This window comes from Thermus arciformis, from assembly GCF_900102145.1.
Classification (GTDB): Bacteria; Deinococcota; Deinococci; order Deinococcales; family Thermaceae; genus Thermus; species Thermus arciformis.
Genome location: NZ_FNBC01000018.1, coordinates 36,188 through 46,355, shown reverse-complemented (window position 1 = coordinate 46,355; position 10,168 = coordinate 36,188). Strand labels below are relative to the sequence as shown.

At 68.4% G+C, this 10,168-nt stretch carries 10 protein-coding genes and 2 tRNA genes; 4 read left to right on the top strand and 8 right to left on the bottom strand.

The features are described from left to right. The 8 genes from BLP62_RS07760 to carB form a co-directional block, all read right to left on the bottom strand. The coding region (locus BLP62_RS07760) for a DUF4277 domain-containing protein (RefSeq protein WP_143004346.1) at positions 1-283 on the bottom strand (283 nt) is incomplete at its 3' end. A gap of 106 nt (positions 284-389) precedes the next feature. Continuing rightward, positions 390-1,241, bottom strand: a complete 852-nt coding sequence (gene mqnP, locus BLP62_RS07755) for a menaquinone biosynthesis prenyltransferase MqnP (RefSeq protein ID WP_093007458.1) — start codon at positions 1,239-1,241, stop codon at positions 390-392. Beyond that, positions 1,238-1,588: an aspartate 1-decarboxylase gene (gene panD, locus BLP62_RS07750; RefSeq protein WP_093007457.1), complete on the bottom strand. Its 351-nt coding sequence runs from the start codon at positions 1,586-1,588 to the stop codon at positions 1,238-1,240. Before panD ends, mqnP begins: the two co-directional genes overlap by 4 nt. Before the next feature lie 23 nt (positions 1,589-1,611). Further along, entirely contained in the window at positions 1,612-3,159 is a 1,548-nt protein-coding gene (locus BLP62_RS07745) for an Rqc2 family fibronectin-binding protein (RefSeq protein ID WP_093007455.1), read from the bottom strand. After that, positions 3,144-3,905 (bottom strand): tRNA (adenine-N1)-methyltransferase, encoded by a 762-nt coding sequence (locus BLP62_RS07740; protein ID WP_093007453.1) that lies wholly within the window; start codon positions 3,903-3,905, stop codon positions 3,144-3,146. The genes BLP62_RS07745 and BLP62_RS07740 overlap by 16 nt, the downstream gene beginning before the upstream one ends. A gap of 9 nt (positions 3,906-3,914) precedes the next feature. Continuing rightward, the gene (locus tag BLP62_RS07735; protein ID WP_093007451.1) at positions 3,915-4,772 is read right to left on the bottom strand and encodes a DsbA family protein; all 858 of its coding nucleotides are present in this window, start codon (positions 4,770-4,772) and stop codon (positions 3,915-3,917) included. Further along, the gene (locus BLP62_RS07730) at positions 4,769-5,098 is read right to left on the bottom strand and encodes a cyclic-di-AMP receptor (RefSeq protein WP_093007449.1); all 330 of its coding nucleotides are present in this window, start codon (positions 5,096-5,098) and stop codon (positions 4,769-4,771) included. Before BLP62_RS07730 ends, BLP62_RS07735 begins: the two co-directional genes overlap by 4 nt. Further along, on the bottom strand, positions 5,095-8,205 hold the full coding sequence (carB, locus tag BLP62_RS07725) for a carbamoyl-phosphate synthase large subunit (protein WP_093007447.1): 3,111 nt from the start codon (positions 8,203-8,205) through the stop codon (positions 5,095-5,097). The genes BLP62_RS07730 and carB overlap by 4 nt, the downstream gene beginning before the upstream one ends. Before the next feature lie 135 nt (positions 8,206-8,340). On the opposite strand from carB, the gene BLP62_RS07720 reads away from it, so the two are divergent. The 4 genes from BLP62_RS07720 to tig all read left to right on the top strand — a co-directional run bounded on the left by BLP62_RS07720 (position 8,341) and on the right by tig (position 10,117). Further along, a complete protein-coding gene (locus BLP62_RS07720; RefSeq protein WP_093007445.1) occupies positions 8,341-8,625 on the top strand; it encodes a rhodanese-like domain-containing protein in 285 nt (94 codons plus the stop codon). A 28-nt stretch (positions 8,626-8,653) separates the two neighbouring features. Continuing rightward, positions 8,654-8,730: transfer RNA gene (locus BLP62_RS07715), tRNA-His, on the top strand. A 53-nt stretch (positions 8,731-8,783) separates the two neighbouring features. After that, positions 8,784-8,868: transfer RNA gene (locus BLP62_RS07710), tRNA-Leu, on the top strand. 34 nt (positions 8,869-8,902) lie between these two features. Continuing rightward, positions 8,903-10,117, top strand: coding sequence for a trigger factor (gene tig, locus BLP62_RS07705; protein ID WP_093007443.1), 1,215 nt, complete (start codon positions 8,903-8,905; stop codon positions 10,115-10,117). The last annotated feature ends 51 nt before the right edge of the window (positions 10,118-10,168 follow it).

Genomic DNA, 10,168 nt, shown 5'->3' with positions numbered 1-10,168 from the left:
CCATGCGGTCGTCGTTCAAAAGTTCGGGGGTGATGCCGGGCCCCAGGAGCAGCTCGGTGGGCTTGCCCTGGAAGAAGTGGCCGAAGAGGTAGAGGGGAGAGGTGACGAAGCCCAGGGCGTTCAGTATGGCGGCCTTGAGGGCCATGCCAGTGGAGACCTTTTCGCCCGGCCTTGGGCCCACGAACCGGTCTACGGTCTGTACCAGTCCTATCTGATCCAGGATGCTGGCCACCAGGCCCAGGTGGCCCAGGTCGTACACCTGTAGGTTGGGTGTGGTTTCCATCCCAAAATCCTAAGGCCAAGGAACGAGGGGTGCGGAATGTCGGCCAAAAGGACCTTTCCAAGCCTTATTTGGGGCAACCCGTGTTGCGAAATCAACGTGCAGCCACTTAGGCCACGAAGAGGTCCAGCACGATGAAGAGGAACATCCCCAGGCTCACCCCCACGTTCGCCTGGAAGAAGGCCACGTCCACCTTGGAGAGGTCCTCGGGGGAGACCAGGCGGTGCTCCAGGAGGAGAAGCCCCCCCACGAGGAGGAGGCCCAGGTAGTAAAGGGGCCCGGCGCCGTAGCCCACCCCGGCTAAGAGGAAGGCGAGCCAGGCCAGGAGGTGGCTTGCCCGGGCCACCCAGAGGGCCTTAGGGATCCCGAAGCGGGCGGGGATGCTCTTCACCCCATGGGCCCGGTCAAAGGCGTAGTCCTGGGTGGCGTAGAGGATGTCAAACCCCGCGATCCAAAGCCCCACCCCCGTCCAAAGGGCGTAGGCCGTGGGGGCGAAGCTCCCCGTGACGGCGATCCACCCCCCGGCGGCCGCCGCCCCGATGGTGAGGCCCAGCACGTAGTGGCAAAGCCAGGTGAAGCGCTTGGTGTAGCTGTAGAAGACGAGGAAGAAGACGGCCACGGGGAGGAGCCTGGCGGTGAGGGGGTTGAGGTGGAGCCCGGCGTAGACCAGGAGGAGGAGGCCGAAGAGGGCGAGGGCCAGGGTCTCCCAGGGCTTGACGAGCCCCCTGGGCAGGTGGCGGTTTTGGGTCCTGGGGTTTAAGGCGTCCAGCCGCCAGTCAATGAGGCGGTTTAAGGCCATGGCCATGGTCCTGGCTCCCACCATGGCCAGGGTGACGAGGAGGAAGGTGCGCCACCCCGGCCACCCCCCGGCCGCAAGGAGCATCCCCCCGTAGGCGAAGGGGAGGGCGAAGAGGGTGTGCTCAAAGCGGACGAGGTCCAGGTAAAGCTTGAGGCGGCTCACCCTTTGCGCACCTCCAGGATGCGGTTTTTCTCGTCCACCAGGACCACGGTGGGCTTGAGGCTTCTCGCCTCCTCCTCTTCAAAAACCCCGTAGGCCACGAGGATCACCAGGTCCCCTGGCCGCACCAGGTGGGCCGCGGCCCCGTTGATCTTCACCTCCCCGGAACCCCTTTCCCCGGGAAGGGCGTAGGTGGTGAGCCGGGCCCCGTTGGTGATGTCGTAGATGTCCACCTGCTCGTAGGGAAGGATGCCCGCCGCATCCAGGAGCTCTTGGTCCACCGTCACCGAGCCCACGTAGTGGAGGTCGGCCTCCGTCACGGTGGCCCGGTGGATCTTGGCGTGGAACATCACGCGCCTCACGAAGCCCGAGTTTACTCCTCCCGGGCCTCCTCGGGGAGGGTGCCCTCCACGAAGAGGGTCTTGGCCCCCGTGTAGAGCACCTGGCCCGGGGCGGCCTTCCTGGGCCGCCACACGTGCTTTTTGCGGGTGTAGTCCACGGGCACCTGCCTCTCCCCCCGGGCCTTGGAGTGGTAGGCGGCGAGCCTCGCGGCGAAGAGGAGGTCCTCCAGGGGCGGGTTCTTCCCCTCGGCCTTCAGGACCACGTGGCTTCCCGGCACCCCCTGGGCGTGGAACCAGAGGTCCTCGGAGTGGGCGGCGCGGGTGAGGAGGTCGTTCTCCTTGGCGTTCCGGCCCACCAGGACCAAAAACCCGGAAGGGGAGGTGTAGCGGAGCCCGATCCTAAGGCCCTTTTCCCCCTTGGGCCTTCGGAGGGCGAGGAGGCCCTCCAGGTCCAGGGTCTTGAGCCTTTCCTTTTCCGCTTCCAGCTCGCGGATTTTGGCCTCGGTTTGGGGGATGAGGTCCAGGGCCCTTTCCGCGAGGGCCTCGAGGCGCCTCGCCCGCTGGTAGAGCTTCTGGGCGTTCTCCTGGGGGGAGAGGGCGGGGTCTAAGGGGATCTCCACGGGCTTCCCGTCAAAGCCCTGGAGGACCGCCTTTTCCGCCCCCTTGGGCACCTCCTTGAGCCAGGCGAGGAGGAGGTCGGCCTTCCCTCGGAGGGCCTCGGCCTCCTCCAGCCGCTCCAGGGCCTCCTGGTAGTCCCTAAGCCTCGCCCGAAGCGTCCGGACCTCCCGGTCCAGGGCCTCGAGGAGGGGTTTCCTCAAGGCCTCCTTCTCCTCCTCGGCCCAGCGGGCCCGAAGCTCCTCGGAAAGCTCGGTGCGCAAGGCGGGGTCCTCCACCAGGGTCTTTAGGGCCTGGTACACCCGCCCAAGCCCCGCCTCGTCCAGGGGGGTCTCGGGGGTGAGGCCGGCCCGCCGGGCGAGCTCCCCCATGAGCTCCTGCCCCACCCCGTCCACGTGCCGGACCACCTCCTTGAGGGGCCTGCCCAGGAGGGGGCGGAGGTCTTCCTCCCTTAGCGTCCTCGGGTCCAGCTTGGCGTAGGGGGGCGGGGGGGTGTAGGGGAGGCCCGGCCTCAGCTCCCGGTAGCGGTTCACCTCCTTGGTGATGGGCCGGTCCACCCCCAGGATCCGGCCTTCCTCGTCCAGGAGGAGGAGGTTGGCGTTGCGGCCCGTGGCCTCCAAGACCAGGACCGAGGGGGGCGTGTCCACGAAGCCCTTCTCCCCGGCGAAGCGGAAGAAGGCCACCCGGTCCAGCTTGAGCTGGCTCGCCTCCACCAAAGGCCCCTTGACCCGGGCCTGGAGCTGGCGCTGGAAGGGGGTCTTGGGTTCCCCCTGAAGCCTCCCCGGCTCCAGGGCGAGGCTCGGGGTGGGCGGGCGGTGGTGGAGGACGAGGTTGAAAAGGCGCCCGCTTCGCCCCTTGAGGAGGACGGCCACCGTCCCCTCCTCGGGGAAGGCCAGGCCCAGGTTCTGGGCGGGGAGCTCCTTCTCAAGCTCCCGTAAGACGGCGTGGATCAGGAGGCCTTCCATTTCCTGAAGGCGAGGAGGAAGGCGGTGTGCCCCACCTGCTGGAAGCGGGGGTGGGCCACGGGAAGCCTGACCTCCCACTCCCGCCAGGCCACCTCCAGCATCCTTTCCAGCCTGAGGGGAAGCCCCTCGGCGGCCCTTAGGGTCTCCAGGACCTGGGTGACGTTGGGGAGGTAGGCCACGAGGAAGCGGTCCGGCATGAGGGCCGAGGCCGCCTTCTCCAGGACCTTCCAGGGCTCCATGAGGTCCAGGGCCACCCCGTGGTAGGCCTCTTGGGGAAGCTCGGCCTCCTCCAGGCCTCCTTCGTGGAAGCGGACGTTGTCCACCGGCCAGAAGGCGCGGACGTTCTCCACCGCCTGCTTGAGGTGGTGGGGCCGCTTCTCGTAGGTGTCCACGAGCCCTTCCCGCCCCACCGCCCGGGCCAGGAAGAGGGTGAGCCCTCCTGAGCCCGTGCCCGCCTCGAGGACCCGCATCCCCGGGGCCAGGTCCAGGAGGGCCACCATGGCGCTCGCGTCCTTGGGGTAGGTGGGGGTGGCGCTCCGCCGCATGTGGAGCACGTACTCCTCCAGGGTGGGGCGGTGGACGGAGAGGGGCTCCCCCAGGTGGGTGCGCACCACGCCCCCGGGGCCGGCCTCGAGGATGGCCTCGTGGGGCACCGTCCCCCGGTGGTGGTGGAAGACCCCCCCGAGCCGCGGGCGGACCAGGAAGGCCCGGCCCTTGCCGTCTTTCAGCAGGAACACCTCGCTCATCGGGCCACTTTAGCGGGCGAGCTCCAGGTAGTCCAGCACCCGGCCCAGGTCAAAGGGGTTCGGCACCAGGTAGGGCCCGGCGAAGGCTGTGGGGGTGCCCCTGAGGCCAAGCTTCAGGGCCAAGGCCCGCTCCTCCTCCACCCGCGCCCGGACCTTGGGGTCTTGGAGACAGGCGGCGAAGGCCTTCTCCTCCAGGCCCAGGGCCCGGGCCAGGCCCAGGTAGTCCCCGAGGCGCCCCTCCATGAGGCGGTCGTGGTAGGGGAAGAAGGCCTTCTGCTCGGCGGCGCACTCGCTGGCTATGGCCGCGGGGAGGGCCTCGGGGTGGATCTCCACGAGGGGGAAGTGGCGGTAGCTCACCCGAACCTCCCCCCGCTCCGCCCGGGCCCTAAGGGCGGGGAGGACCTCCCGGGCCAGGCGCTGGCAGAAGGGGCACTGGAAGTCGGAGAAGACCCTCAGGAAAGGCCCCTTCTTCCCGAGGACGTGCCGGTCCTTCCCAAAGGCCTCCTCGGGGACCTGCCGGGGGGTGAGGCGGGCCTCCAGGGAGCCGGAGAGGGCGAGCTCCAGGAGGAAGGCCTCCCCCAGCCCCAGGGTGAGGCGCTGGCCCTTGAGGGCCTCCCGGTTCTTGGCGTACCAGTCCAAAAAGGGCCCGGAGAAGCCCATCCCCGTGCCTTTCTCCAGGAGGCGGGCCAGGAAGGAGGCGTTCTCGGGGCCCTGGTAGCGGAGGGCCAGGAGGCGGCCGTTTCGCACCTCCTCCACCACCTTGGCCCCTTCGGGCAGGGGGCCTAGGGCCTGGCGGAAGGCCTCCACGGGCCTGGCGATCTGGGCCCAGGCCAGGCCCAAAAGGGGCAGGAGCCAGAGGGCCCTCATACCTTGAAGAAGCCTTCCACCGGCAGGACGAAGACCACGGCCCCGCCCACCTGGACCTCCACGGGCTGGGCCAGGAAGGGGTCGGGGGCCTCGGAGAGGGGCAGGCCCCGGGTGACCAGGCGGGTGCGGGTGCGGCACTTCTCCCGGATGAGGTCCAGGACCTCGGGCACCCGCTCGTCCTCGAGGCCGATGAGCAAGGTGGTGTTCCCCTCCCGCAAAAACCCCCCGGTGGAGGCGAGCTTGGTGGACTGGAGGCCCCGCTCCAGGAGGGCCTTGGTGAGCCCGGGGGCGTCCGTGTCCTGCACGATGGCCACGATGAGCTTCATTGGAGCCTATTGTACACCCCATGCCACTCCTGGAGGCTTAGGGCCCTTTGGGGCTCTTCCCGGGCCCGGAGGATGGCCTTTAGGCTCCACCAGGCGCCTTCCAGGGTGGTGATGAAGGGAAGCCCCCGCTCCACCGCCCGCCTCAGCTCGGGGTGGGGAAGGGGGGCGATGAGGAGGTCGTACTCCCCTTCCACCAGGTCAAAGCCCGCCTCCCTGTAGGCCGCTTTGAGCTCCTCGGCCCGCGCCTCTTCCCTCGGGGGGAGCCCCTCCGTGATGAAGCGCACCCGGCCCTGGAGGGGTAGCCGCTGCCCGGCCCCGAGCTCCGCCTTGTAGTAGGCCAGGTAGGGGTCCTCGTCTATCCCCATGCTCTCCCCGGTGGAGCGCATCTCCGGGCCCAGCACCGGGATGACCCCGGGGAACTTGATCCAGGGGATGACCACCTCCTTGGCGGCGTAGTAGGGGGGCCTGGGCTCCAGGTCCTTTACCCCAAGCTCCCTCAGGGTCTTCCCCACGGCGATCTTGGCGGCGAGCTTGGCCAGGGGGACGCCGATGGCCTTGGAGACGAAGGGCACCGTGCGGGAGGCGCGGGGGTTGGCCTCGAGGACGTACACCTCCTCCCCCAAGACGGCGTACTGCACGTTCAAAAGCCCCCGCACCCCGAGGGCCAAGGCCAGGCGCCGGGTGTAGTCCCGGACCTTCTCCAGGGCCCTTTCGGGGACGTGGACGGGGGGAAGGAGGGTGGCCGAGTCCCCGGAGTGGACCCCGGCCCTTTCCACGTGCTCCATCACCCCGGCGATCATCACCTCCTCCCCGTCGGAGAGGGCGTCCACGTCCAGCTCCGTGGCCCCTTCCAGGAAGCGGTCCAGGAGGATGGAGGGCTTCTCCTCCAGGGGGGCGTAGACCTCCTCCAGGTAGCGCCTGAGCTCCTCTTCCCCATAAAGGACCCGCATGGCCCGCCCCCCCAGGACGTAGCTCGGCCGGGCGAGGAGGGGGTAGCCCACCTCCTCGGCGAGCCTCAAGGCCTCCTCCGGGGTCTCGGCCACCCGGCCCTCGGGCTGGGGGATGCCGAGCCTCTGGCAGAGGGCGTGGAAGGCGTGGCGGTCCTCCGCCTGGTGGATGGCGCTAAAGGGGGTGCCGAGGAGCCTGACCCCGGCCTCCTCCAGGCCCTGGGCGAGCTTCAGGGGGGTCTGGCCCCCCAAGGTGGCGATGACCCCCAGGGGCTTCTCGTGCTCCACCAGGTTCAGGACGTCCTCCAGGGTCAGGGGTTCAAAGTAGAGGCGGTCGGCGGTGTCGTAGTCCGTGGAGACCGTCTCGGGGTTGGAGTTCACCATGATGGTCTCAAACCCCTCCTCTTTAAGGGCCCAGACGGCGTGGACCGTGGCGTAGTCAAACTCCACCCCCTGGCCGATCCTGATGGGCCCCGAGCCCAGGATCACCACCTTGGGCTTTGGGGTGGGCCAGACCTCGTCCTCCACCTCGTAGGTGGAGTAGTGGTAGGGGGTGTAGGCCTCAAACTCGGCGGCGCAGGTGTCCACGGTCTTGTAGACGGGCGCCACCCCCAGGGCCTTCCTCTCGGCCCGCACCTCCTTCTCTCCCTTCCCCAAAAGCTCCCCGATCCTCCGGTCGGGAAGGCCCAGGGCCTTGTAGAAGCGAAAGTCCTCCCGGTCCTTGGGGGGGTGGCCCTTGAGCCAGGCCTCGGCCTCGGCGATCTCCTTCATCTGGTGGAGGAACCAGGGGTCTATCCGGGTGGCCTGGTAGAGCTCCTCCACGGGCATCCCCCGCCTAAGGAGCTCCATGACGGCGTAGATGCGGTCGGGGTTGGGGTAAAGCTTCTTCTCCAACGCCTCCGTCCTCACCCCGGCGAGGGCCTTTACGTCCCGCTCCAGGCCCCTCAGGGCCTTCATGAGCGCCTCCTTGAAGGTGCGGCCCATGGCCATCACCTCCCCCACGCTTTTCATCTGGGTGGAAAGCTCGTCCCTTAGCCCTCCCAGGGTGTTCGGGAGGTCCTGGAACTTCTCAAAGGCGAAGCGGGGGATCTTCACCACCACGTAGTCAATGGTGGGCTCAAAGGAGGCCGGGGTCTTGCGGGTGATGTCGTTCGGGAGCTCGTCCAGGCGGTAGCCCACCGCGAGGAGGGCGGCGATCTTGGCGATGGGGAAGCCCGTGGCCTTGGAGGCTAAGGCGCTTGAGCGGGAGACCCGGGGGTTCATCTCAATGACCACCATCCGGCCCGTCCTCGGGTCCACGGCGAACTGGATGTTGGACCCCCCCGTCTCCACCCCGATCTCCCGGATCACCGCCTTGGCGGCGTCCCGCATCCTCTGGTACTCCACGTCGGAGAGGGTCTGGGCGGGGGCCACGGTGATGGAGTCCCCGGTGTGGACCCCCATGGGGTCCAGGTTCTCAATGCTGGTGATGACCACCACGGTGTCGGCGTGGTCCCGCATCACCTCCAGCTCAAACTCCTTCCAGCCCAGGACCGACTCCTCCACGAGGGCGGTGTGGACGGGGGAGAGGGTGAGGCCCCGCCCGAGCACCTCCTTGAGCTCGGCCTCGCTCCTGGCGACGCCGCCCCCCGTGCCCCCCAGGGTGAAAGAGGGGCGGACCACCACGGGGTAGCCCACCTCCCGGGCGAAGTGGAGGCCCTCCTCCACGCTCCCCACCATTTGCCCCCGGGGCACCTCGAGGCCGATCCTCCGCATGGCCTTCTGGAACTCTTCCCGGTCCTCTCCCTTCCTTATGGCCTCCGCCTTGGCCCCGATGAGCTCCACGCCATACTTTTGCAGGATGCCCTCCTCGTAGAGGGCCATGGCCAGGTTGAGGCCCGTCTGCCCCCCTAAGGTGGGGAGGAGGGCGTCCGGGGCCTCCTTGGCCAGGACGGCTTCCAGGTACTCCAGGGTGAGGGGCTCTATGTAGGTGCTTTCCGCAAGCTCCGGGTCGGTCATGATGGTGGCGGGGTTGGAGTTCACCAGGACCACCTCGTACCCCGCCCCCCTCAGGGCCTTCACCGCCTGGGTGCCCGAGTAGTCAAACTCGGCCGCCTGGCCGATGGTGATGGGCCCGGAACCGATGATGAGGATTTTTTTCAGGTCTTTTCTCGGCGGCATCGCGTACCCGGGGGATGAGCTTAGCACAAAACCGGGAGGACGCCAAGGCGCTTTGGCGAAGTTATGCGAGAAGCTCCGGGAGAACATGCATAATCTTGCGCCAGGCTCCCCACCCCCCGCGCTATACTCTTTTCTATGCGCAAGGTCCCTCCCGAGGAGCTCCCCGCCCTCCTGGCCTCCGGGGTGCAGGTGGTGGACGTCCGCCCCGAGGAGAAGCGGAAGACCCCTTTGCCCTTCCCCGCCCTCTGGGTTCCCTTGGAGAAGATCCAAAAGGGAGAGCACGGCCTTCCCAGGGTTCCCCTCCTTCTGGTCTGCGAAAAGGGCCTCCTGAGCCAGGTGGCCGCCCTCTACCTCGAGGCCGAGGGCTACGAGGCCATGAGCCTGGAGGGCGGCCTCGAGGCCTTGACGAAGGGGAAATAGCCCCTTAGAATGGCGGATGCTGAGCGTGGTGAGCGTAGCTCAGCTGGTTAGAGCACCGGACTGTGGATCCGGGGGTCGTGGGTTCAAGTCCCATCGCTCACCCCAATCCCGCCACCCCGAACGGGGTGGTATTTTAAAGGGGGGCCTCGCCCTCCCTTGCGAGGATGGCGGAACCGGTAGACGCGCCGGACTTAGGATCCGGTGGGGCAACCCGTGCGGGTTCAAGTCCCGCTCCTCGCACCAGCCGGGCGGGGCCCCCCCTTTGGCGAGGTGAGGCGTGGCGGAGATCCTGGAGCGTTCCGGTTATCGGGTGAAGGTCCGGGTAGAGGTCCCGGCGGAGAAGGTGGAGGCGAGCTACCAGGCCATGTTGAAGGACCTGGCCCGGCGGGTGCGGATTCCCGGCTTCCGCCCTGGCAAGGTGCCCTTGAAGGTGGTGGAGGCCCGCCTGGGCCGGGAGGAGCTCCTCGCCGACCTCAAGGAGCGCCTGGTGGAGGAGACCTACCCCGAGGCGGTGCGGGAGCTCGGGCTTCTCCCCGTGGCCGCCCGGGTGGTGGAGGAGGAGCTTAAGGAGGGGGAGGGCTTCCGCTACGTGGCCGAGGTGGAGAACTACCCCGAGGTGAAGCTCCCCGACTGGCGGGGCTTCGCCCTGGAGGTCTCCCCTCCCGAGGTCACCGAGGAGATGGTGGAAAGGGCCCTGGAGGAGCTTCGCCAGCGCTACGCCGAGCTCGTCCCCGTGGACCGGGAGGCGCGGGAGGGGGACCACGTCTTCGTGCGCACGGGGGAGGGGGCGGAGTTCCCCATTGACCTTTCCAAGGCCCTGCCCCACGTGCGGGAGGCCCTTTTGGGCAAGCGGGCGGGGGACGTGGTCATGGTCCCCGTCTTAAACGACAAGGGCGAGAAGGTACGGGAGGTGCGCACCGAGGTCCTGGAGGTCAAGACCCTGGAGCTTCCCGAGCTGGACGAGGAGTTCGCCAAGACCCTGGAGGCGGAAAGCCTCGAGGACCTCAAGGCCAAGGTCCGGGAAAGCCTCAAGCGCCAGGCGGAGGCCCAGCACCAGGAGGCCAGGGAGCGGGCCTTCCTGGAGAAGCTCGCCGAGGGCCTGGAGGCGGACATCCCCCCTTCCATGGTGGAGGCGGAGGAGCGCCACCTCCTGGAGCACCTGGCCGAGGACCTCTACCGGCAGGGGATCGGCCTCGAGGCCTACCTCGAGGCCCTCAAGAAGAAGGGCGAGTTTGAGAAGTTCCAGGAGGAGCTCCGCCAGGAGGCCCTGAAGCGGGTGCGCCGCTCCTTGGCCAAGGAGCGGCTCGCCGAGGAGCTTCGCCCCGAGCTCACCGAGGAGGAGTGGCAGGCCTACCTCCAGGCGGTGGCCCGCTCCTACGGCCTCACCCTCCCCGAGCTCAGGCGGGAGTTCGGGGAAAGAGGCCTGGAGCGGCTTAGGGCCGCCTACCTCCAGGACAAGGCCTTGCGCATGGCCCTGGCGGAACTCGCCTGAAGGCGCCCATGGTGGCCCAGGGGGGTTTTCCTCCTGGGCTTGCCGCTACAA

Coding starts and splice junctions, on each gene's coding strand:
- BLP62_RS07735 (WP_093007451.1), bottom strand. CDS start 4,772: ATGAGGGCCCTCTGGCTCCTGCCCCTTTTGGGCCTGGCCTGGGCCCAG.
- carB (WP_093007447.1), bottom strand. CDS start 8,205: ATGCCGCCGAGAAAAGACCTGAAAAAAATCCTCATCATCGGTTCCGGG.
- BLP62_RS07740 (WP_093007453.1), bottom strand. CDS start 3,905: ATGAGCGAGGTGTTCCTGCTGAAAGACGGCAAGGGCCGGGCCTTCCTG.
- BLP62_RS07730 (WP_093007449.1), bottom strand. CDS start 5,098: ATGAAGCTCATCGTGGCCATCGTGCAGGACACGGACGCCCCCGGGCTC.
- BLP62_RS07745 (WP_093007455.1), bottom strand. CDS start 3,159: ATGGAAGGCCTCCTGATCCACGCCGTCTTACGGGAGCTTGAGAAGGAG.
- panD (WP_093007457.1), bottom strand. CDS start 1,588: ATGTTCCACGCCAAGATCCACCGGGCCACCGTGACGGAGGCCGACCTC.
- BLP62_RS07720 (WP_093007445.1), top strand. CDS start 8,341: ATGCGCAAGGTCCCTCCCGAGGAGCTCCCCGCCCTCCTGGCCTCCGGG.